We start from the raw sequence: 20,808 nt of genomic DNA, 5'->3' as shown, positions 1-20,808 counted from the left end.
CTTCCCTTGCTACGCCTGACGAGTCGGGTAGCCATCCAGGGATCGGTCGAGCATCACCTTGACCAGATCAATCATGTGCACTACCGAGAAGGCCAGGTCGCGGCTGGAACCGTCCAATCGGTTGGCGGATTCGTGGGCCGTGGCCGCCGCGCAGCGCAGCAGGTCGCACGCATGGACCAGGGCTTCCTCCGCGCCGATGTTGTGGTTGACGTCGAAGAAGCGATGTTCTGCCGGGGCATTCGACACACCCGGTTTCAAGTAGTAATCGAGCGCGCGTTGCGCCGCCGGGCAGTCCTGCAATGACGTGAATGAGCTGTCGTGCGGGGTGTTGGGCTGTTCCTTGTTGGAAGTGTCCATGGTCTCGTGGTTCTCCGTGTGGGGGCTGAAAATCCTGAATCCAGAATAGTACCCATCGTAATTGTGACGATAATTTAAATACTACATTTTGTGTTTTGATGGTCGGAGCCAGCCACGTATCGTGCCGCACATGGATAAATGGATAGAGTTGGTCAAGGCCAAGATGAAGGAGCTGCACATCACGCAAGTGGTGCTGGCAGAACGGTTGGGAATGTCCCAGGGCGGCGTTGGCCATTGGCTGACCAAGCGCCGGCAACCCAGTGTCGACGACATGAATCGGGTCCTGCAGGAGCTGGGGCTGGAATTCCTTGAAGTGGCGATGGTGATTCGCGAGCCGGACACCTCCACGGAGGAGGGCCTGGCGCTGGCGCAGAAGTACAACCCGTACTTCCGTTACCCGGTCAGTGAGTGGCACCAGGTCGGCCATGTGCGCGAGGGCGAGATTCGCTATGAGCTGACGGATTACCACGCCCAGGGCGAAGCGTTCTGGCTGGTGGTGATGGGCGATGCCATGACCGCCCCGAGCGGCCTGAGCATTCCCGAGGGCATGTCGATCCTGGTGGATCCGGCGATCGAAGCGGTGCCCGGCAAGCTGGTGGTGGCCTACTTGCCTGGCAGCAGCGACGCGACCTTTCGCAAGCTGATCGAGGAGAGCGGCCAGCGTTACCTGGTCCCGCTCAATCCGACTTACCCGAAAAGCCTGTACACCGAGCAATGCCGCATGATCGGCGTGGTGGTGCAGGCCACCATCCGTTTCTGAGCGCATCGGCCCTGCAAGCGGGCCGATGACTACTCTTCGAACGCCACCAGCGCGCTGCCTTCGCTGACCATTTCGCCTTCCTGGCAATACAGCGCCTTGATCACGCCGGCCTGGGGTGCACGAATGCTGTGCTCCATCTTCATTGCTTCGAGCACCACCAACTGGGCCCCGGCCTCTACCGCTTGGCCCGCGCTCACCAACACCCGCACGATGCTGCCGTTCATGGGCGCCGTCAGGCCCCCTTGATGGCTGTGGCTGGCTTCGGCGGCGGCCAGTGGGTCGTACCGGTCGATCCGATGCAGGTCGCCTTGCCATTGCAGATACACGCTGTCGCCCTGGCGAATGGCACGGTGGCTGCGACGCAGGCCGTTGTGCTCGAGGGTCAATCGCTCGTCGACGAGTTCGACGCCTGGGATGTTAGGGACCAGCGTGATCGCACGGTCTTGTCCTTCGCAGTTCAAGTGCAGGCTGGTTTCCCCTGGCAATCCCAGGCGCAAACCGCTGGTGTGGGCCCAAGGCGAATGCACGTCGTCGCCACGCGCCTGCGGTGCCAGGCCCAGGGCAAATGCCTGGGCTGCTGCGAACCAGAAGTCGTCATCCAGCTCGCCGGGTTCTGGCAGCAATTGCGCCTGGTAGCGTGGGATAAATCCGGTGTCCAGTTCGGCTGCCGCGAAGGCCGGGTGGGCCACGATGCGGCGCAGAAAACCGATGTTGGTCTTCAGCCCGCCGATGGCGAACTCGTCGAGCATGCTCAACAGCCGCAATCGCGCCTGCTCGCGATCTTCGCCCCAGGCGATCAGCTTGCCGAGCATCGGGTCGTAGAACGGCGAGATCTCATCGCCTTGCGCCACGCCGCTGTCGACCCGCCGACCCGGCCCGTCGGCCGATTCGCGATACAACGCCAGGCGCCCGGTGGCCGGGAGGAAGTCGTTGGCCGGGTCTTCGGCGTACAGGCGCACTTCGATGGCGTGGCCCAGCAACGGCACCTGGTCCTGGGTGATCGGCAACGGCTCGCCTTGGGCGACGCGGATCTGCCAGGCCACCAGGTCCAACCCGGTGATCGCTTCGGTGACCGGATGCTCGACTTGCAACCGGGTGTTCATTTCCATGAAGAAAAACTCGCCCCGCGAATCCAGCAGGAACTCCACCGTGCCGGCGCCGACGTAACCGATCGCCTGGGCCGCGCGCACGGCCGCTTCACCCATCGCCCGGCGCAAGGTCGGGGTCAGGCCAGGGGCGGGGGCTTCTTCCACCACTTTCTGATGGCGACGCTGGATCGAGCAGTCGCGTTCATTGAGGTACAGGCAATGGCCGTGGCGGTCGGCAAAGACCTGGATTTCCACATGGCGTGGCTTGAGCAGGTACTTTTCCACCAGCATCCGCGAGTCGCCAAACGAGGATTGCGCCTCTCGCTGGGCCGAGGCCAGGGCTTCGGCCAACTGGCTGACGTCCTCGACGACCTTCATGCCCTTGCCGCCACCACCGGCCGTGGCCTTGAGCAGCACCGGATAGCCGATGCGTTCGGCGGCGTCGCGGAAGGTTTCCAGGTCCTGGGCCTCGCCGTGGTAACCCGGCACCAAGGGCACGCCGGCGGTTTCCATCAGGGCTTTGGCCGCGGACTTGCTGCCCATGGCATCGATGGCCGAGGCCGGTGGGCCGAGGAAGATCAGCCCGGCGTTTTCGATCGCCCGGGCGAACCCGGCGTTTTCGGACAGGAAGCCATAGCCGGGGTGGATCGCCTGGGCACCACTGGCCTGGGCCGCGGCGATCAGTTTATCGATCTGCAAGTAACTGTCGGCGGCCTTGCTGCCGCCCAGGTCGACACGGATGTCGGCTTCGCGGCTATGACGGGCATCGCGATCGGTGGCGCTGTGCACGGCCACGGTGGTCAGGCCCATGGCCTTGGCGGTGCGCATCACACGGCAGGCGATTTCGCCACGGTTGGCCACCAACAATGTGGTGAGGGCGGGTGCGCTCATCGACGCGGCTCCTTGTTATTCGACTCGGCTTGCCAGTTGGGCGCGCGCTTTTGCAGAAAGGCGCGCAGGCCCTCCTGGCCCTCGGGGCTGACACGGATACGGGCGATGGCGTTTTCGGTGTAGCGTCGCAGCGCCGGGGTCAGGGCACCGTGGCCGACCTCACGCAGCAAGTCCTTGCTGGCGCGCATGGCCGCCGGGCTGTTGAGCAGCAGGTTGTCGATCCATTGTTCGAGGTGATGATCCAACGCCTCGGCCGGGTAACTTTCCGACAGCAAACCGATCTCCCTCGCACGCTGTCCCCCGAAACGTTCCGCGGTCAACGCGTAGCGCCGGGCGGCCCGTTCGCCGATGGCCTGGACGACGAACGGGCTGATGACCGCCGGCGCCAGGCCAATGCGCACTTCCGACAGGCAGAACTGCGCCTCGTCGGCACCAATGGCCATGTCGCAGGCGCTGATCAGGCCCAGCGCACCGCCAAAGGCGGCGCCCTGCACGACGGCCAGCGTGGGGATCTTCAGCTTGGCGAGGTTGTACATCAGCTCCGCCAGTTCCCGGGCGTCGTCGAGGTTGGTGTGGTAGTCGAGCTCGGCCGATTGCTGCATCCAGGCCAGGTCGGCGCCGGCGCTGAAATGCTTGCCGCGGCCACGGATCAGCAGGAAGCGCAGGTTCGGATCGCTGCCGACCTGATCCAGGGCGAGGATCAGTTCACGGATCATCTGGGCATTGAACGCGTTGTTCTTCGACTCACGACTGAGCCACAAGGTAGCGAAACCGTGTGGGTCAGTGATCAATTCGAGGGTGTTGAAGTTATCCATGGGCATTCCCCGTTACATCCGGAACACGCCGAAGCGGCTCGATTCAATGGGCGCGTTGAGTGAGGCCGACAAGGCCAACCCCAGTACGTCGCGGGTCTGGGCCGGGTCGATGACACCGTCATCCCACAGCCGTGCGCTGGAATAGTAGGGGTGGCCCTGTTCTTCGTACTGGTCGAGGATCGGTTGCTTGATCTCGGCTTCCTGTTCGGTGCCGAACGGGTGGCCACTGCGCTCGGCCTGTTCGCGCTTGACCTGCACCAGCACGCCGGCCGCCTGTTCGGCACCCATCACCCCGATCCGCGCATTCGGCCACATCCACAGGAACCGCGGGTCGTACGCGCGGCCGCACATGCCGTAGTTGCCCGCGCCGAAGCTGCCGCCGATGATCACGGTGAACTTCGGCACCTGGGCGCAGGCGACGGCCGTGACCAGTTTCGCTCCGTGCTTGGCAATGCCGCCGGCTTCGTATTTCTGGCCGACCATGAAACCGGTGATGTTCTGCAGGAACAACAGGGGAATGCCGCGCTGGCAGGCCAGTTCGATGAAGTGCGCGCCTTTCTGCGCAGCCTCGGCGAACAGGATCCCGTTGTTCGCCAGGATGGCCACCGGATAGCCGTGCAAGTGGGCAAACCCGCAGACCAGCGTGGTGCCGAACAGCGCCTTGAACTCATCGAACACCGAACCGTCCACCAGGCGCGCGATCACTTCCCGGACATCGAAGGGCTGCTTGGGGTCTGCCGACACCACGCCGTACAGCTCGTGCGCCGCATACAGCGGGGCGATGGGCTGGCGCCGCTGCACGTCGCCGAGTTTGCGCCAGTTCAGGTTGGCCACGCTGCGGCGGGCCAAGGCCAGGGCATGTTCGTCGTTATCGGCGTAATGGTCGGCCACGCCAGAGATCTTGCAATGCACGTCGGCACCGCCCAGGTCTTCGGCGCTGACCACTTCACCGGTGGCGGCCTTCACCAGTGGCGGGCCGGCGAGAAAAATGGTGGCCTGCTGGCGCACCATGATTGCCTCGTCCGCCATGGCCGGCACATAGGCGCCGCCGGCCGTGCAGGAGCCCATGACCACGGCCAATTGCGGGATCCCCTGGGCGCTCATGTTGGCCTGGTTGAAGAAGATCCGGCCAAAGTGCTCGCGGTCCGGGAACACTTCATCCTGGCGCGGCAGGTTGGCACCGCCGGAGTCCACCAGGTAGATGCAGGGCAGGCGATTCTGCTGGGCGATGGCCTGGGCACGCAGGTGTTTCTTCACCGTCAGCGGGTAGTAGGAACCGCCTTTGACGGTCGCATCGTTGGCGACAATCATGCATTCGACGCCTTCCACGCGACCGATCCCGGCAATCACGCCGGCGGCGGGAACGTCCTCGCCGTACACGTCGTGAGCGGCGAGGGGGCTGATTTCCAGGAACGGCGAACCGGGGTCGAGCAACCGGTTGATGCGCTCGCGTGGCAGCAATTTGCCCCGGGATGTGTGCCGCTCTTGAGCCTTGGCACCACCACCTTGCTGGACTTGGGCGAGCAGGGTGCGCAGGGCCTCGACCTGTTCGAGCATCGCGTCGCGGTTGGCGACGAACTCCGGCGAACGTGGATTGAGCTGGGTGTGCAGAATCATGGGCTACTCCGTAGCAGCTCTAAGCTTCAAGCTACAAGCTGCAAGCAGGAGCGCGGTTCGCTTGCCGCCTGAAGCTTGCGCCTTGTAGCTGACGAAAAATCATTTTGTTTCGTTGAACAGTTCGCGACCGATCAGCATGCGGCGAATCTCACTGGTGCCGGCGCCGATTTCGTACAGCTTGGCGTCGCGCAACAGGCGACCGGCCGGGAATTCATTGATGTAGCCGTTGCCCCCGAGGATCTGGATCGCATCGAGGGCCATTTGCGTGGCGCGTTCGGCGCTGTAGAGGATCACCCCGGCGGCGTCCTTGCGGGTGGTTTCACCGCGCTCGCAGGCCTGGGCCACCGCATAGAGGTAGGCGCGGCTGGCATTGAGCTGGGTGTACATGTCGGCGACCTTGCCCTGGATCAGCTGGAATTCGCCGATGCTCTGGCCGAACTGCTTGCGGTCGTGGATGTAGGGCACGATCAGGTCCATGCAGGCCTGCATGATCCCGGTCGGGCCGCCGGACAGGACCACGCGCTCGTAGTCGAGCCCGCTCATCAGCACTTTCACGCCGCCGTTGAGCACGCCGAGGATGTTTTCTTCCGGCACTTGCACGTCATCGAAGAACAGCTCGCAGGTGTTGGAGCCGCGCATGCCGAGCTTGTCGAATTTGTTGCTGCGGCTGAAGCCTTTCCAGTCGCGCTCGACGATGAACGCGGTGATGCCGTGGGGGCCCTTTTCCAGGTCGGTCTTGGCGTAGATCACGTAGGTGTTGGCGTCGGGGCCGTTGGTGATCCAGGTCTTGCTGCCGTTGAGGACGTAATGGTCGCCACGTTTGTCGGCCCGCAGTTTCATCGAGACCACGTCGGAGCCGGCGTTGGGTTCGCTCATGGCGAGCGCGCCGATGTGTTCGCCGCTGATGAGCCTGGGCAGGTACTTGGCTTTCTGCTCGTGGGTGCCGTTGCGGTTGATCTGGTTCACGCACAGGTTGGAGTGGGCGCCATAGGACAGGGCCACCGACGCCGAGCCGCGGCTGATTTCTTCCATGGCCACCACGTGGGCCAGGTAACCCAGGCCGGCGCCGCCATATTCTTCCGGCACGGTAATGCCCAGCAGGCCCATGTCACCGAACTTGCGCCACAGGTCGGCGGGAAACAGGTTGTCGAGATCGATCTGAGCTGCCCGCGGGGCGATTTCCTTGGCAACGAAGGCTTGCACCTGTTCGCGCAGCATGTCGATGGTTTCGCCGAGGGCAAAGTTCAGGGATGGGTAGCTCATGGGACACCTTTGGCTTTTTTGTCGGGTGCGGAGAGGGAAGGGCTCGCTCTCACCTTGACGTTAACGTAAGCCTGCTATAAATGCCTGTCAATCACCTTTACGTTAACGTCAACTTGGTCCAGAGTAAGTGCGCTTTACAGCTCTTTGTGGCGAGGGAGCTTGCTCTCTCGCCACAAAAGCCTGTGTGCACACGGTTCACCGATACCCCCACCAATAAAGACAAGAGGGCGCGTCATGGATCAACCCGGTTTGCAGTCGCCACTGAGCTACACCCGCGGTTCCGAGGCCAAGGCTTTGCTGGTGCAAACCATCGGCCAGGCGTTCGACCACACCGTGGCCCGCTATCCCGAGGGCGAGGCGCTGGTGGTGCGTCATCAATCGTTGCGCTACACCTGGCAACAGCTCGCTGAAGCCGTCGATGTGCACGCCCGGGCCTTGTTGGCACTGGGCTTGAAAAGCGGCGACCGCCTCGGCGTGTGGGCACCCAACTGTGCCCAGTGGTGCATCAGCCAGTTCGCCAGCGCGAAGATCGGTGTGATCCTGGTCAACATCAACCCGGCCTATCGGGTGTCCGAACTGGAATACGTGCTCAAGCAGTCCGGTTGCCAGTGGCTGGTGTGTGCCGGGTCATTCAAGACGTCGGACTACCACGCCATGTTGCAGGCACTCGCGCCGGAACTGGCGGAACAGCCGATCGGCCAGTTGCACAGCGAGCGCCTGCCGGATCTGCGGGGTGTCATCAGTCTCGATCCACAGCCGCCTTCGGGTTTCCTGCCCTGGTCGCAGTTGGCTGCCCTGAGCACCGCGGTGACAGCCGGGCAGTTGGCCGAGCGCGAGGCCAGCCTGCATTTCGACCAGCCGGTGAACATCCAGTACACCTCCGGCACCACCGGCTTTCCCAAGGGCGCGACCCTCAGCCATCACAACATTCTCAACAACGGCTACATGGTCGGCGAAAGCCTGGGCCTGACCGCTGCCGACCGCTTGGTGATACCGGTGCCGCTCTATCATTGCTTTGGCATGGTCATGGGCAACCTGGGCTGCATGACCCACGGCAGCACCATGATCTACCCGAACGATGCGTTCGATCCCTTGCTGACCCTGACCACCGTGGCCGAGGAACAGGCCACGGCGCTGTATGGCGTGCCGACCATGTTCATTGCCCTGCTGGATCAGCCGCAGCGAGGCGAGTTTGATTTGTCCAGCCTGCGCACGGGCATCATGGCCGGGGCCACGTGCCCGATCGAAGTGATGCGGCGGGTCATCGGTGAGCTGCACATGCGCGAGGTGCAGATTGCCTACGGCATGACCGAAACCAGCCCGGTGTCCTTGCAGACCGGCCCTTCGGATGAACTGGAAGTGCGCGTGACCACCGTCGGCCGCACTCAGCCGCACCTGGAAAGCAAGATTATCGACGAAGCCGGTGAAATCGTGCCCCGAGGCACCATTGGCGAGCTGTGCACCCGCGGCTACAGCGTGATGCTCGGCTACTGGAACAACCCCAAGGGCACCGCCGAAGCGATCGACCAGGCGCATTGGATGCACACCGGCGACCTGGCGACCATGGACGAGCAGGGCTACGTCTGCATCGTCGGGCGTAACAAGGACATGATCATCCGTGGCGGCGAGAATGTTTACCCGCGTGAGCTGGAAGAGTTCTTCTTCACCCATCCGGCGGTGGCGGACGTGCAGGTGATCGGCATCCCGTGTTCCCGCTACGGCGAAGAAATCGTCGCCTGGATCAAGTGCCACCCGGGCCACAGTACCACCGCGCAGGAGCTGCACGCCTGGTGCAAAGAGCGCATTGCTCACTTCAAGACGCCGCGTCACTTCAAGTTCGTCGATGCGTTTCCGATGACGGTCACGGGCAAGGTGCAGAAATTCCGCATGCGCGAAATCAGCATCCAAGAGCTGCGCGATAGGGAAGAGGACTGAACAAGCAAGCCAATGGGCAGTGAGCCCTGTGGGAGCGAGCCAGCTCGCTCCCACCAGCCGATCCCCGGAAACCAAACGCCAGACAGCACAAAGGGGAGCTGAAGCTCCCCTTTAATTTTGTCGTCGCGTGCTCTTTTTTATTATTGAGGGGCGGCCTGTTGTTGTTTTTGGCAGCCGTGGCCCTTTACCGCTGTTTTTTGGCGATCCCCATCCGGGATCAAGAGCAAACGTATTTTTTTGAGCGCTGATCTGCCTTTTCGCTTTGCGATCCAACCGATTCGGGCGCTACCTGAAGGTAGTTTTATTGTTCTCTGCCCGGTTGCGGGTTGCTCCTGGAAGCACCCTGAAAAGCACATCTTCTCCAAAAAAATCTGTTAGCTGCGTCTCTGCCGTGTTGTTTTTGTTATGTCAGAGTCGTTTCGTCTTGTTTTTATTGGGTTTGCTGCGTTTTTTTATTCTTGTTGTACCAGAGATATAGCAGGTGCCGTGCCAACTTTTAAAACTCTATATAAATCAATGAGTTGAATTTTTTATCAAAAAAATCTGGCGGGCCAAACCTGACAAATTGTTTCCGTGTTACTCGTTTCGCCGCCGTTACAAAGCCCAGCGGTAACACCTCACTGTGCGCTGCGTGCCTTGGCGACGCGTGAACCGGTGGGACGGCCCAGCACGTCACAGATCTGCCGGCCCGCGGCAATCAATGCCTCCAGGTCGACACCGGTCTCGATGCCCAGGCCGTTGAGCAGGTAGAGCACGTCCTCGGTGGCGACGTTACCGCTGGCGCCCTTGGCGTAGGGGCAGCCCCCCAATCCGGCGATGGAGCTGTCGAACACCGCGATCCCTTCCAGCAGGCTGGCGTACACGTTGGCCATGGCCTGGCCGTAAGTGTCATGGAAATGCCCGGCGAGCTTGTCCCGCGGCACTTGCGCGCCGACCACCTCGAACATCCTGCGGGTGGCGCCGGCGGTGCCCGTGCCGATGGTGTCGCCCAGGGACACTTCATAGCAGCCCATCGCGTACAGCTCACGCGCGACCCACGCGACTTGCTCGGGCTTGACCGTGCCTTCATACGGGCAGCCCAGCACGCAGGACACATAGCCACGCACGCTGACACCGTGCTGCCGGGCAGCCGCCATGATCGGCGCGAAGCGCTCCAGGCTTTCCTTGATGGAGCAATTGATGTTGCGCTGGGAGAATGCTTCGGACGCGGCGGCAAATACCGCCACTTCCTTCACGCCAGCCGCCAGCGCGTCTTCAAAGCCCCGCAGGTTTGGCGCCAGGGCGCCATAGGTAACACCGGGCTTGCGCTGGATCTGCGCAAAGACCTCGGCGGAGCCGGCCATTTGCGGCACCCATTTGGGCGAAACGAAACTGCCGACCTCGATGTAGCCCAGGCCGGCGGCGCTCAAGGCATCCACGAGGTTCACCTTGTCGGCGACGCTGATGGGGTGTGCCTCGTTCTGCAGGCCATCGCGGGGGCCGACTTCGATCAAGCGTACAAAGGAGGGGAGGGACATAGAGGTTGACCTGTAGTGAGTTGCCAATATGTTGAGCGCAATGATGAACCCATTGTGGGAGCGAGCTTGCTCGCGATAGCGCTGGATCAGCTTGCATCGATGTTGAATGTGCCGTCATCGCGAGCAAGCCCGCTCCCACAGGGGAAAGTGTTACTGGACGGTTTTCTCACCCTCGATCGTCTGCTCCAGCGCCTGGATGCAGCGTTCTTCGGCAGTGTCGAGTTCCAGTTTCATCTGTTCGATGTCCAGCAATTGCTGTTCGAGCTGCTCCCGGCGCTCGGCGATTTTCGCCAGCATGCTGTGCAGTTGTTTTCGGTTGCCGCTGGTGGGGTCGTAGAGCTCGATCAGCTCGCGGCACTCGGCCAGGGAGAAGCCGATGCGCTTGCCCCGCAGGATCAGCTTCAGGCTGACCTTGTCCCGCGGCGAATAGATGCGTTCCTGGCCGCGACGCTCTGGGCTCAACAGGCCTTGCTCTTCATAGAAGCGGATGGCGCGGGTGGTGATGTCCAGCTCACGGGCGAGGTCGGAGATGCTGTAGGTCTGGCTGCTCATGGAAGCGCTCGAAACGAAGGGGGCTGGCGCTAAGCTAAAGGCAGGTTGACGTTCGCGTCAAGCAAGGAGGTTCTGTACACAAAACCTGTGGGAGCAAGCTTGCTCCCACAATGTTGGTCGCCTAAACCTTGTCGAGCTTCTTCTCATGGGCCGTCACTTGCTGGCACAGCTCGATCATCTGCTCGCGCATCCAGCGGTTGGCCGGGTCCTGGTCGGTGCTTTCATGCCAGTAAAGGTGGGTTTCCACTGGCGGCACATCGTTGACCGGCAACTGGAAGGCGTGCAGGTCGTGGCGGCGGGCGAAGCGTTCGGGCACGGTCATGACCATGTCGGTCTGTTGCAACACTTGGGACGCCATCAGGTAATGCTGGGAACGCAGGGCGATCTTGCGCTGGATGCCCATCTTGCCCAAGGCCAGGTCGACATAGCCCAGGCCATTGCGCCGGCTGGAAATGTGCACGTGGGTCTGGGCCAGGTAATCGTCGAGGTTGATCTTTTCCTTGCCCGCCAGTGGGTGCCCCTTGCGCATGGCGCACACGTAGCGGTCTTCCATGAGCTTGACGTGGCGCACCTGCGGGTCGGTGTTGAGCGGTGCATCGACGGCGAAGTCGAGGCGACCGGCCGCCAGTTCCTTGGTGGTCTCACGGCGCTTGGACAGGAAACTCTCGATGGCCACGGTCGGCGCCAGGCGGCGCAGGCGCTGGAACAGCGGCGGCAGGATCACGCCTTCGGTGAGGTCGGTCATGCTGATGCGGTACGTCTTGACGGCCTGCAAGGGGTTGAAGATGCGGCTTTCCTGCACCGACACCCGCAGCAGCGACAACGCGTTGCGCACCGGGCCGATGATGTTCTGGGCCATGGGCGTGGGCACCATGCCCTGGGCGGTGCGCACGAACAGCGGATCGTTGAAGGTTTCGCGCAAACGCGCCAGGGCATTGGACACGGCGGGCTGAGTGATGCCGACGATCTGGCCGGCGCGGGTCAGGTTGGCTTCGGTGTAGATCGCGTCGAAGACGATGAAAAGGTTCAGGTCGACCTTGCTCAGATTCATGGCGCTGCACTCTTGTATTCGGGCGGGTTCTTGGACTTGTTGTGGGTGCCAGGTAACGATGCGAATCAGTGAAACATATATCGGTGATGAATGTTAATACACGCCGAGAATAGGTTAGGTAAATTTTCGTAGCTGAACTAGCATCGATTTCATGACCTGAAATCAACCTCTGCCAAGAAGGTGCTGTCCATGGATTTTGCCTATACCCCCAAGGTTCAGGAATTGCGTGAACGCGTCACGGCGTTCATGGATGCCTATGTCTATCCGGCTGAAGCAGTGTTCGAGCGGCAAGTGGCCGAAGGCGACCGCTGGCAGCCCACGGCGATCATGGAAGAGCTCAAGGCCAAGGCAAAGGCCGAAGGCCTGTGGAATTTGTTTCTGCCTGAGTCGGAGCTGGGTGCCGGCCTGACCAATCTGGAATATGCGCCACTGGCGGAAATCATGGGCCGCTCGCTGCTGGGACCGGAGCCGTTCAACTGCTCGGCGCCGGACACCGGCAACATGGAAGTGCTGGTGCGTTACGCCAACGATGAGCAGAAACAACGCTGGCTCGCGCCGCTGCTGCGCGGCGAGATCCGTTCGGCCTTTGCCATGACCGAACCGGATGTGGCTTCGTCGGACGCCACCAACATGGCCGCCCGCGCCGAGCGCGACGGTGACCAGTGGGTGATCAACGGCAAGAAATGGTGGACGTCGGGGGCTTGTGATCCGCGTTGCAAGATCCTGATCTTCATGGGCCTGAGCAACCCCGATGCGCCGCGCCACGCCCAGCACTCGATGATCCTGGTGCCGGTGGATACCCCCGGGGTGAAAATCGTCCGGCCGCTGCCGGTGTTCGGCTACGACGATGCGCCACACGGCCACGCCGAAGTGCTGTTCGACAACGTGCGGGTGCCGTACGAAAACGTTCTGTTGGGTGAAGGACGCGGCTTCGAGATCGCCCAGGGGCGTCTCGGCCCAGGCCGGATCCACCACTGCATGCGTTCCATCGGCATGGCCGAGCGCGCATTGGAATTGATGTGCAAGCGCGCCGTCAGCCGCACCGCGTTCGGCCAGCCGTTGGCGCGCCTGGGCGGTAACGTCGACAAGATCGCCGACTCGCGCATGGAGATCGACATGGCGCGCCTGCTGACCTTGAAGGCGGCGTACATGATGGACACGGTGGGCAACAAAGTGGCGAAGAGTGAAATCGCCCAGATCAAGGTGGTTGCGCCGAACGTGGCGTTGAAGGTCATCGACCGGGCGATCCAGATTCACGGGGGCGCTGGGGTTTCCAACGATTTCCCGCTGGCCTACATGTACGCCATGCAGCGCACCCTGCGCCTGGCCGACGGCCCGGATGAAGTGCATCGGGCAGCCATCGGCAAGTTCGAGATCGGCAAGTACGTGCCCAAGGAGATGTTGCGCAGCGGGCGCTGAAGGCCATCTTGCATCCGCCATAAGCCCCCTGTGGAAGCGGGCTTGCCCGCGAAGAGGGCGGTACCTCCAAAAGAGACGCAAGCTGACCCACCGCCTTCGCGAGCAAGCCCGCTCCCACAGAGGAATATGGCGGTCACCGATATCGCGGCCAAGATCCCCTGTGGGAGCGAGCTTGCTCGCGATGGCGGCTCCAGGACTACTCCTTGACGCTCATGTACTCTTCGGCCCAGCGGATGTATTCCTCGGGCTGGGTGTAGGTGTGGGTCAGTTCAGTGGCGCTGAGGTCCGAGGCCTGGGTGAAGATCTGGCGTTGTTCGCGCAGGCTGTCGTAGGTGGCCTTGATCGCGGCGAAGTAGGCGCCGTGGCCGTCGATGGTGACGCGCACGCCCAGTTCGGCCAGGCGCTTGTCGTCGCGCAGCAGCGGGTTGCCGTAGGTGACGAGCATCAACGGCACGGTCAGGTTTTCGCTGATCTTTTCCAGGTGCTCGAAGTCCTGCACGCCCACCATGCAGATCCCGTCCGCCCCGGCTCGTTCGTATTGTTGGGTCCGGCTGATGATTTCCTGGACCGGCAGGATCCCGGCATTGGTCCGGGCAATGATCGCCATTTCCGGGTCGACCCGGGCTTCCAGCGCCGCGCGAATCTTGCCGACGCCTTCGGCCACGCTGATCAGGTCGGTGGACTTGCGGCCAAACTGGGCCGGCAGCAAGGTGTCCTCGATGGTCAGCGCCGCCACGCCGGCGCGCTCCAGCTCGATGATGGTGCGCATCACGTTCAAGGCGTTGCCATAGCCATGGTCGGCGTCGGCGATTACCGGCAGTTGCGCCACGCGACCGATACGGGTGGCCTGTTCGGCGAACTCGCTGAGGGTGATCAAGGCAAAGTCCGGCGCGCCCAACACTTGCAACGACGCGACCGAGCCGCCCAGGATCCCTACTTCAAAGCCCAGGTCGGCGGCGATCCGAGCCGACATCGGATCAAACACCGACGCGGTGTGGTAGCAGGTCTGGGAAGCCAGCAGTTGACGAAAGTTGCGGCGTAAATCTTGATGGGAAAGCCTGGACATGTGAGTTCCACCATTGGAATGGAACGGCTTGAGCAAAAGTGTCAACGCCGAAAGAATCAAAGGCTATCACGTGGCAGGTATAAAGATGATGACGAATGCGCATGGGCCATGCCTGCGGTGCATTGTCGAGTAGGCGGCGAGGCTACGCCGCCACCGCCTGTTGCCCCTGCTTCAGGAGCGCCACGGCGCGCACGGTGTCGCCAGGTTGCACTTGCAGGCGTTTGGCGGTGAGGCGGTCGACGAGCAGGCTGTGGCCGTGCTGGTGGGCCCGGGCGCTGGTGACGCGGCAGTTTTCCAGGCGTCGGTTATGGATCAGCCACACCGGCGACTGTTCGTCCGGTGCGCCCACGGCCAGGGTCAGCGACTGGCTGTCGCGCACGGTGCGGATCTTCGTCACCGGCGCTTCGATCACGGGGCCTGCGTCGAAAATGTCGATGTAGCCCTTATGGCTGAAGCCTTCGGCATTGAGAATCCGCATGGCTGGCTCGCTGTTTGGATGGGCCTTGCCGATCACCGCCTGGGCCTGTTCGGTGAGCAGGCAGGTGTACAGCGGTTGGCGTGGCATCAGCTCGGCGATGAACGATTTGTTACCCATGCCGGACAATTGGTCGGCGTAGCTGAAGTCCCTGCGGAAAAAGTGCCGTCCCAGACTGTCCCAGAACGGCGAGCAGCCCTGTTCGTCGGCATGGCCACGCAGCTCGGCGATCAGTTTTTCCCCGAACAGCTGGGAAAACTCGGCCACGAACAGCAACCGTGCCAGGGACAACAGGCGCCCATTGTGGCCATGACGTTGTTCGGGGTGCAGGAACAACGAGCAGATTTCCGATTGCCCGGTCATCTCGTTGTTCAGGAACAGCGTCGGGATCTGTCGCTGGATGCCCAGTTCCGGTGCCGAACCGACGGTCACCCCGACCCGGTAGTTGTACCAGGGCTCGCGCAGTCCCACCGCGCCGGTCAGGGCGCTGATGCCCACCACCTGGTGGTCATCGTCTTCGAGCACGAACAGGTAATCGGCGTCGGCGCGTTCCACTTGCCCGGCAAAGGTGCGCTGGGCCCAGCGCACGCGATGGGCCAGGCGCTCTTCGTTGGCCGGCAGGCTGGTGAAGCCGGGGCCCGCGCAACGGGCCAGGTCCAGCAGCGCAGGCAGGTCGGTGAGGGCGACCGGGCGGACAATCATGATGCTGCTCCTTCGTCGTGTCGGTTCCGGTGCCGATGCGGGAGGTTCATAGGGTCACCACCCGGATCGGGTCGCCTGGCGCGACGCCCAGGGCGGCCAGCAGGTCCGGCGACAGGGCCACCGGGCCTTGCGGATTCACATCCAGTTCGGCAACGACGGCGCGGTAGTTGCCGAGCCCTTCGTTGCTCACCAGGTACCGGCCCCTGGCGTCGATCTGCGGGCTATGGCTGGCGATGGCGAGCCGGCTCTGGGTGATGGAGCGGATGTTCGCGATGCGCGCATGCAGTGTCGGTCCGCCGTCGAAGAGGTCCACGTAGTTGTTGGTTTCGAAACCCTCGCGCGCCAGGATGTCGAAAGCGTCCTGGCCGTCGGGATGGACCCGGCCGATACACGCCTGGGCCGCGGGCGGCAGCATCGGCACGTAGATCGGGTATTGCGGCATCAGCTCGGCGAGGAAGGTGCGGCTTTGCAAACCACACAGGCGTTCGGCTTCGACGTAGGGCAGGTCGAAGAAGTGCTGGCCGATGGCGTCCCAGAACGGCGACTGGCCGTCTTCGCTGAAACCGACGATTTCGGTGATCACGCCTTCGGCAAAGCGCTGGGGATGGGCGGCGATGAACATCAGCCGGGCCCGGGACAACAGCTCCGAGGCCGGTGTACGCATGCGCTCGGCGTCGAGGTGAAAGCTGCGCAGCAGCGTCTGGCCATTGAGGTCCTGGCACAGCGACAGCGCCGGGACCCCGTGCTGGATGTTCAACTCCCGGGATTCGCTGGAAAACGGCCGGTTGCGCAAACTGTAGAACGGTTCGTTGCAACCGGTGCTGGCGAGCACTTCCGAGCAGCCCACCAGGCGCCCGTCATCGAGGTCTTGCAGGACGAAAAAATAACTCTCCCCGCCGGCCTTCTGCACATCGGCCTCCAACGAGGCGCACGAGGCGAGGATTTTTTCCCGCAGGCGCTCGGTGTCGTCTGGCAGCGACGTGACGCCCACCAGGCTGTCCCGGGCCAACTGCTGCAGTTGCGGCAGATCGCTAAGTTGCACTGGACGTAAAGCCAGCATGGATTGCACTCCTGTTCCAGAGGGCCCGGTGCCTGGCACCGGGCTTGACGATCACTGTCGATGTCCACGCATTGTCATCACCGGCGGTCGAACCCTTCGACCGCCGCCCCTCATTGGCCGGCCGGGTCGGGCAGGGTGGTGCGTCCGCCGAATCGGTTCAACGCACACAGGTAGATCACGCCGGCGGCAATCCAGATCAGGCCGAGTTTCTGCGCCCCGACGCCCATGTTGTACATGATGGCCGCGACGATCGCGAAGCCCACCAGCGGGCAGACCAGGTGACGGATGAACTGGCCCGAGCGCTGGCGTCTCCAGTAGTGGTTGATCACGGTGATGTGCAGCAACATGAAGCCACTCAGGGCTCCGAAATTGACCAGGGAGGTGAGGGTGTCCACGGCGTCGATGAACAGGTAGCAGATCAGCAACGACAGCAGCGCGACCAGGTAGATGCTCACGTACGGGGTGTTGTGCCTTGGATGAACCTTGGCCAACACTTTGGGCAACTGGCCGTCCCGGGCCATGCCGAACAGCAGGCGCGATACCGCCGCCTGCGAGGTGATCGCCACCGCGACGCCCCAGGCCAGGGCCGTGGCGACAGCGGTCAAGGTGGCCAGCCAACTGCCGGCCGCCAGCTCGGCGATTTCATAGAACGCGGTGTCGGCGGACTTGAAGCCCATGCCGGCCGCCAGGTCGGTGGCGATCCAGGTCTGCACCACGAAGATCGCCCCCATCACCAGCAGGGTCACCAGCGCCGCCTTGCCGATGCTGCGGCCCGGCTCGTGCTTGATTTCCTCGGCCAGGGTGGAAATGGCGTCGAAGCCCAGGAACGACAACACCGCGATGGACACGGCCTGCATCAGCAGGGCGAAGTTGAAGTGTTCGGGGCTGTACAGCGGCGCCAGGGTCAATTGGCCGTTGCCGGCGCCACCGTGCAGGGCTGTCCAGGCGTACGACAGGAAGATCCCCAGCACCACCAGTTGGGCCAGCAGGAACAGGATGTTCATCCGCGCGGTGAAGGTAATGCCCCGCAGGTTGACGAAGGTCGCGCTGAGCAGGAATGCGAGGATGAAACCGACCTTGGGGATCTGCGGGTACAAATGATTCAGCGCCATCGCTGCGTATACGTACAGCAGCGGCGGGATCAGCAGGTAGTCCAGCAACATCAGCCAGCCGGCGATGAAGCCGACGTGTGGGTTGAGACCCCTTTGCGCGTAGGAATAGACCGAGCCGGCCACCGGAAAGGCCCTGGCCATGCTCCCGTAGCTCAACGCGGTGAACAGCATCGCCACCATGCCGATGATGTACGCCAGCGGCACCATCCCCGGCGCCTCGGCATTCACGTAGCCATACACGCCGAACGGCGCGATGGGGATCATGAAGATCATCCCGTACACCACCAGGTCGGTGAGTGACAGGCTGCGTTTCAACTCCTGTTTGTAGCCAAATGCCTCGATACTCATGAGCCGTTCTCCTTTTCAGCTGTGTAGGTTGTGCTGGCTTGCCGCTGTGCCTAGAGCAGCGGGGCCAGGTATGCACTCCAGGTGCGTACCGCTTCGGGGCTGCGCAGCAAGTCGTTGCGCACCTCGATCAACACCGAATCCAGGCCGCGTCCATCGCCGTGCACCGGAACCGTCATGTCGGTCAACGGGTTGATCTTGTAGGGTTGGTTACCGGCCGCCCGCAGGGAATGGCGGGTCAGCCCGTCGACGATGCGCTGGGCATAGTCCCGGGCTTCACCGAACAGCACGCCGGCTTCCAATGCGCGTGGTTGGCCGTAGAACACCGGGGTGAAACTGTGAATGCCCACCACCCGCACTGGGCGGTTGTCGGCCAGCCGGCGGTCGATCAGCGCGCGCAAGCAATCGTGGAACGGATGGAACAGGCATTGCTGGCGGTAGGCGCGGGTGGCGTCGTCGAGGGACTGGTTACCCGGAACCTGGTAGATCTCGCTTTGTGGCGGGATGCTGTCGGCCACGTGCAATGGGCGGTTCAGGTCGATCAGCAGGCGCGAATAGCGGGCCGACAGCAGCGTCGCGCCGAGGGTCTCGGACAAGCGTTCGGCCAGGGCCAGCGCACCGATGTCCCAGGCGATGTGTTCGTGGGAGGCGGTTTCATCCAGGCCCAGGTCGCTCAGGGCAGGGGGAATGTAGCGGCTGGCGTGTTCGCACACCAGCACCAGCGGGTGTTCGGACTCTTCCCGCAGCAACCGGTAGGCCGGCTCGGTGTAGAGCCCCGACTCGGCACACTCAATAGATTCGCGCATAGTGCTCACAACGCTCGGCAGGTGACAGCGCCTCGGTCAAGGCCAGCTCCTGGGCCTTCAAGGCGAAATAGGTTTCGACCAGCGGGCGGGGCAGGGCTTGAAGCAGCGCCCCGCTGTGACGCAGGCAATCCAGTGCCTGGGCCAGGGTCGTTGGCAGGGCGATAATGCCACGTTCGCGCCGCTGTGCTTCATCCAGCTCATCGGGTATTTCATCGGTCACCGCGTTCAACGGCAGGTGCTGTTCGATGCCCAGTCGTCCGGCGATCAACACGGCGGCCATCGCCAGGTGCGGTGAGGCGGTGGCGTCCATGGCGCGGAACTCCAGGTTGTACTGGCTCGCCACCGACTTGCCCCCCAGGCTCACCGTGGGGCAGATGCGCAATGCCGCCTCGCGGTTGCGCTGTCCCAGGCAGGCATAGGAGGCGCTCCAGTGATGGGGTTGCAGGCGTTCGTAGGACACCGGGGTCGGTGCGGTCAGGGCGCACAGCGCCGGCAGATAGTGCAGCACGCCAGCGGCCCAGTGCTGGCCGAGGCTGGACAGGCCGTTGGCGCTTGCGTCGTCGTGCAGCACCGGATCGCCGCTCAAGTCCTGCAGGCTCAGGTGCAGGTGCACGCCGTTGCAGATGGCGTGTTCCCCGGTCTTGGGCGCGAAACTCAGGTCCAGGCCCATCTGCCGGGCGATCTCCCGGCTGATTTCCCGCACGTTCACCGCGCGATCGGCAGCGGCCACCCCGAGGGTCGGGCGGCAGGTGATCTCGTATTGGTGCTTGCCGTATTCGGGCAGGAACATCTCCGGTTCGACACCGCCGGCCCGCAGCGCACTGAGCAGCCAGCCGGCGAACCCGGCCTGCTGGCGCTGGGCCTGGAGGCTGAAGGCCAGGCGATCAGGCAGGGCGGGCGTGGCGCTCAGGTTGAACTCATGTTCGAACGCGGCGAAAACCTGCAGCCCCAGTCCGGTGCGGTAACGCTCCACTTCGTCCTGCAGCAGCGTGCGCGGGCAGGCGCCCCAGGGCCGGCCGTCGGTCTCACGCACGTCGCAGTGGATGAAGTCCAGGGCCGGCGCGGCGCCGTCGGGGCCGTTGTCGACGGTCACCCGGCTGGACAGGTCCGGTATCAGCCGCAGGTCGCCATGGGCGCCCCAAGGGTTGCTTGACGCGATGATGTCCTGGGGCGTCAACGCGCTGTTGGCCGGCACCCAGCCACAGCCGGCACTGACGTAGTGGGCCAGTTCGTCGCTGGGCAGCGAACGCCCGCGGGTCACGCCGATCAGGTCGGTGCTCACCAGTGTCGTCAGGGGCAGCGGTAACAGGCGTGGCGCCGTATCGGGGCGGCTCATGGCTGCATCTCCTGCAAGCGAGCGAGCACGGTGGCGGTGTCGGTGATCCAGCAATAACCCTTGATCGCGTTCAGGCAGGCCAGGTGGCGCTGTTCGGTGTACGTGGCGCAGGCATCTTCCACCAGCGTGACCAGGTAACCGCGGTCGGCGGCGTCGCGGACCGCCATGTCGACGCATTGGTCAGTGACGATGCCGGCGACGATCAGGTGGCGGGTTTCCAGGTTACGCAGCACGTAGTCGATGTTGGTGGAATTGAAGACCCCGGAGGACGTCTTCGGCAGCACGATCTCGTTTTCCTGCGGGGCCAGCTCCGCGATGATCTGCGCCTCGGGGCTGCCCTTGGGCAGGTGCATGTCCGACAGCTTGTGGTCCAGGGAGCGGTCGCGGCCATCGGCGGTGAGGCTTTCGATGTGGGTGTGCAGCACGTTGTGCCGCGCCGCCCGCATCGCGGCGAGCAGGCGTTGCTGGTTGGGGATCACCTGCTGGCGGGCGCGGCGGATGAAGTACTCGGCCTCTGGGCTGGCGAGGTGGGCATCGAACTGCACTTCCAGCCAGGCGCGTTGCATGTCCACCAGCAGCAAGGCCGTGTGGTCGCGGGTGAACGGCAGGTCCCGGGGCGAACGGTGGGGGAGCGAGAACAT

18 protein-coding genes are annotated in these 20,808 nt (G+C 63.3%); 3 read left to right on the top strand and 15 right to left on the bottom strand.

Features of this window, described 5'->3' with window-relative positions; genetic code table 11:
* Positions 1-9: 9 nt before the first annotated feature.
* Positions 10-357, bottom strand: a complete 348-nt coding sequence (locus V5F23_RS18175; RefSeq protein WP_042729069.1) for a hypothetical protein — start codon at positions 355-357, stop codon at positions 10-12.
* A gap of 130 nt (positions 358-487) precedes the next feature.
* Between V5F23_RS18175 and V5F23_RS18170 the strand changes: the two genes are divergently transcribed.
* Positions 488-1,117: a S24 family peptidase gene (locus tag V5F23_RS18170; protein WP_338495954.1), complete on the top strand. Its 630-nt coding sequence runs from the start codon at positions 488-490 to the stop codon at positions 1,115-1,117.
* Positions 1,118-1,146: 29 nt separating this feature from the next.
* On the opposite strand, the gene V5F23_RS18165 is transcribed toward V5F23_RS18170, so the two are convergent.
* The 4 genes from V5F23_RS18165 to V5F23_RS18150 all read right to left on the bottom strand — a co-directional run bounded on the left by V5F23_RS18165 (position 1,147) and on the right by V5F23_RS18150 (position 6,791).
* A complete protein-coding gene (locus V5F23_RS18165) occupies positions 1,147-3,096 on the bottom strand; it encodes an acetyl/propionyl/methylcrotonyl-CoA carboxylase subunit alpha (RefSeq protein WP_338495953.1) in 1,950 nt (649 codons plus the stop codon).
* Entirely contained in the window at positions 3,093-3,911 is an 819-nt protein-coding gene (locus V5F23_RS18160; RefSeq protein ID WP_338495951.1) for a gamma-carboxygeranoyl-CoA hydratase, read from the bottom strand. Before V5F23_RS18160 ends, V5F23_RS18165 begins: the two co-directional genes overlap by 4 nt.
* A gap of 12 nt (positions 3,912-3,923) precedes the next feature.
* Entirely contained in the window at positions 3,924-5,528 is a 1,605-nt protein-coding gene (locus V5F23_RS18155; protein WP_047739176.1) for a carboxyl transferase domain-containing protein, read from the bottom strand.
* Between the two features lie 99 nt (positions 5,529-5,627).
* Positions 5,628-6,791, bottom strand: coding sequence for an isovaleryl-CoA dehydrogenase (locus tag V5F23_RS18150; RefSeq protein WP_042729065.1), 1,164 nt, complete (start codon positions 6,789-6,791; stop codon positions 5,628-5,630).
* 234 nt (positions 6,792-7,025) lie between these two features.
* On the opposite strand from V5F23_RS18150, the gene V5F23_RS18145 reads away from it, so the two are divergent.
* Positions 7,026-8,726 carry an AMP-binding protein gene (locus V5F23_RS18145; protein ID WP_338495948.1) on the top strand — a complete coding sequence of 567 codons (1,701 nt, stop codon included), beginning with the start codon at positions 7,026-7,028 and terminating at the stop codon, positions 8,724-8,726.
* A 617-nt stretch (positions 8,727-9,343) separates the two neighbouring features.
* Here V5F23_RS18145 and V5F23_RS18140 read toward each other — a convergent pair.
* The 3 genes from V5F23_RS18140 to V5F23_RS18130 form a co-directional block, all read right to left on the bottom strand.
* Entirely contained in the window at positions 9,344-10,243 is a 900-nt protein-coding gene (locus V5F23_RS18140) for a hydroxymethylglutaryl-CoA lyase (RefSeq protein ID WP_047739174.1), read from the bottom strand.
* Between the two features lie 150 nt (positions 10,244-10,393).
* Complete coding sequence (locus tag V5F23_RS18135; protein WP_042729062.1) at positions 10,394-10,795, bottom strand: MerR family DNA-binding transcriptional regulator; 402 nt, start codon at positions 10,793-10,795, stop codon at positions 10,394-10,396.
* Between the two features lie 121 nt (positions 10,796-10,916).
* Positions 10,917-11,846, bottom strand: coding sequence for a LysR family transcriptional regulator (locus V5F23_RS18130; RefSeq protein ID WP_042729061.1), 930 nt, complete (start codon positions 11,844-11,846; stop codon positions 10,917-10,919).
* Positions 11,847-12,035: 189 nt separating this feature from the next.
* On the opposite strand from V5F23_RS18130, the gene V5F23_RS18125 reads away from it, so the two are divergent.
* Entirely contained in the window at positions 12,036-13,265 is a 1,230-nt protein-coding gene (locus tag V5F23_RS18125; RefSeq protein ID WP_338495944.1) for an acyl-CoA dehydrogenase, read from the top strand.
* A 196-nt stretch (positions 13,266-13,461) separates the two neighbouring features.
* On the opposite strand, the gene V5F23_RS18120 is transcribed toward V5F23_RS18125, so the two are convergent.
* The 7 genes from V5F23_RS18120 to V5F23_RS18090 all read right to left on the bottom strand — a co-directional run bounded on the left by V5F23_RS18120 (position 13,462) and on the right by V5F23_RS18090 (position 20,808).
* Positions 13,462-14,331: an oxaloacetate decarboxylase gene (locus tag V5F23_RS18120; RefSeq protein WP_042729059.1), complete on the bottom strand. Its 870-nt coding sequence runs from the start codon at positions 14,329-14,331 to the stop codon at positions 13,462-13,464.
* A gap of 142 nt (positions 14,332-14,473) precedes the next feature.
* Positions 14,474-15,508, bottom strand: a complete 1,035-nt coding sequence (gene astA / locus V5F23_RS18115; RefSeq protein WP_042729058.1) for an arginine N-succinyltransferase — start codon at positions 15,506-15,508, stop codon at positions 14,474-14,476.
* A gap of 46 nt (positions 15,509-15,554) precedes the next feature.
* Complete coding sequence (locus tag V5F23_RS18110) at positions 15,555-16,568, bottom strand: arginine N-succinyltransferase (protein WP_212802812.1); 1,014 nt, start codon at positions 16,566-16,568, stop codon at positions 15,555-15,557.
* Between the two features lie 110 nt (positions 16,569-16,678).
* A complete protein-coding gene (locus tag V5F23_RS18105; RefSeq protein ID WP_338495940.1) occupies positions 16,679-18,028 on the bottom strand; it encodes an APC family permease in 1,350 nt (449 codons plus the stop codon).
* A gap of 50 nt (positions 18,029-18,078) precedes the next feature.
* On the bottom strand, positions 18,079-18,831 hold the full coding sequence (locus tag V5F23_RS18100) for an N-formylglutamate amidohydrolase (protein ID WP_338473682.1): 753 nt from the start codon (positions 18,829-18,831) through the stop codon (positions 18,079-18,081).
* Positions 18,815-20,167: a glutamine synthetase family protein gene (locus V5F23_RS18095; protein ID WP_338495937.1), complete on the bottom strand. Its 1,353-nt coding sequence runs from the start codon at positions 20,165-20,167 to the stop codon at positions 18,815-18,817. Before V5F23_RS18095 ends, V5F23_RS18100 begins: the two co-directional genes overlap by 17 nt.
* On the bottom strand, positions 20,164-20,808 hold the full coding sequence (locus V5F23_RS18090; RefSeq protein WP_047739168.1) for an isochorismatase family cysteine hydrolase: 645 nt from the start codon (positions 20,806-20,808) through the stop codon (positions 20,164-20,166). Before V5F23_RS18090 ends, V5F23_RS18095 begins: the two co-directional genes overlap by 4 nt.

The organism is Pseudomonas sp. WP18 (assembly GCF_036689585.1).
In the GTDB taxonomy this organism is placed as follows: Bacteria; Pseudomonadota; Gammaproteobacteria; order Pseudomonadales; family Pseudomonadaceae; genus Aquipseudomonas; species Aquipseudomonas chlororaphis_E.
Note: the sequence above shows the minus strand (reverse complement) of the source record. Positions and strands in the feature narration are given on the sequence as shown.

Excerpts from the sequence above, each read along its gene's own strand:
- V5F23_RS18160 (WP_338495951.1), bottom strand. The coding sequence starts at position 3,911 with ATGGATAACTTCAACACCCTCGAATTGATCACTGACCCACACGGTTTC.
- V5F23_RS18140 (WP_047739174.1), bottom strand. The coding sequence starts at position 10,243 with ATGTCCCTCCCCTCCTTTGTACGCTTGATCGAAGTCGGCCCCCGCGAT.
- V5F23_RS18120 (WP_042729059.1), bottom strand. The coding sequence starts at position 14,331 with ATGTCCAGGCTTTCCCATCAAGATTTACGCCGCAACTTTCGTCAACTG.
- V5F23_RS18125 (WP_338495944.1), top strand. The coding sequence starts at position 12,036 with ATGGATTTTGCCTATACCCCCAAGGTTCAGGAATTGCGTGAACGCGTC.
- V5F23_RS18145 (WP_338495948.1), top strand. The coding sequence starts at position 7,026 with ATGGATCAACCCGGTTTGCAGTCGCCACTGAGCTACACCCGCGGTTCC.
- V5F23_RS18105 (WP_338495940.1), bottom strand. The coding sequence starts at position 18,028 with ATGAGTATCGAGGCATTTGGCTACAAACAGGAGTTGAAACGCAGCCTG.
- V5F23_RS18165 (WP_338495953.1), bottom strand. The coding sequence starts at position 3,096 with ATGAGCGCACCCGCCCTCACCACATTGTTGGTGGCCAACCGTGGCGAA.
- V5F23_RS18110 (WP_212802812.1), bottom strand. The coding sequence starts at position 16,568 with ATGCTGGCTTTACGTCCAGTGCAACTTAGCGATCTGCCGCAACTGCAG.
- V5F23_RS18175 (WP_042729069.1), bottom strand. The coding sequence starts at position 357 with ATGGACACTTCCAACAAGGAACAGCCCAACACCCCGCACGACAGCTCA.
- V5F23_RS18170 (WP_338495954.1), top strand. The coding sequence starts at position 488 with ATGGATAAATGGATAGAGTTGGTCAAGGCCAAGATGAAGGAGCTGCAC.
- V5F23_RS18095 (WP_338495937.1), bottom strand. The coding sequence starts at position 20,167 with ATGAGCCGCCCCGATACGGCGCCACGCCTGTTACCGCTGCCCCTGACG.
- V5F23_RS18090 (WP_047739168.1), bottom strand. The coding sequence starts at position 20,808 with ATGTTCTCGCTCCCCCACCGTTCGCCCCGGGACCTGCCGTTCACCCGC.
- V5F23_RS18100 (WP_338473682.1), bottom strand. The coding sequence starts at position 18,831 with ATGCGCGAATCTATTGAGTGTGCCGAGTCGGGGCTCTACACCGAGCCG.
- V5F23_RS18150 (WP_042729065.1), bottom strand. The coding sequence starts at position 6,791 with ATGAGCTACCCATCCCTGAACTTTGCCCTCGGCGAAACCATCGACATG.
- V5F23_RS18130 (WP_042729061.1), bottom strand. The coding sequence starts at position 11,846 with ATGAATCTGAGCAAGGTCGACCTGAACCTTTTCATCGTCTTCGACGCG.
- V5F23_RS18135 (WP_042729062.1), bottom strand. The coding sequence starts at position 10,795 with ATGAGCAGCCAGACCTACAGCATCTCCGACCTCGCCCGTGAGCTGGAC.
- V5F23_RS18155 (WP_047739176.1), bottom strand. The coding sequence starts at position 5,528 with ATGATTCTGCACACCCAGCTCAATCCACGTTCGCCGGAGTTCGTCGCC.
- astA (WP_042729058.1), bottom strand. The coding sequence starts at position 15,508 with ATGATTGTCCGCCCGGTCGCCCTCACCGACCTGCCTGCGCTGCTGGAC.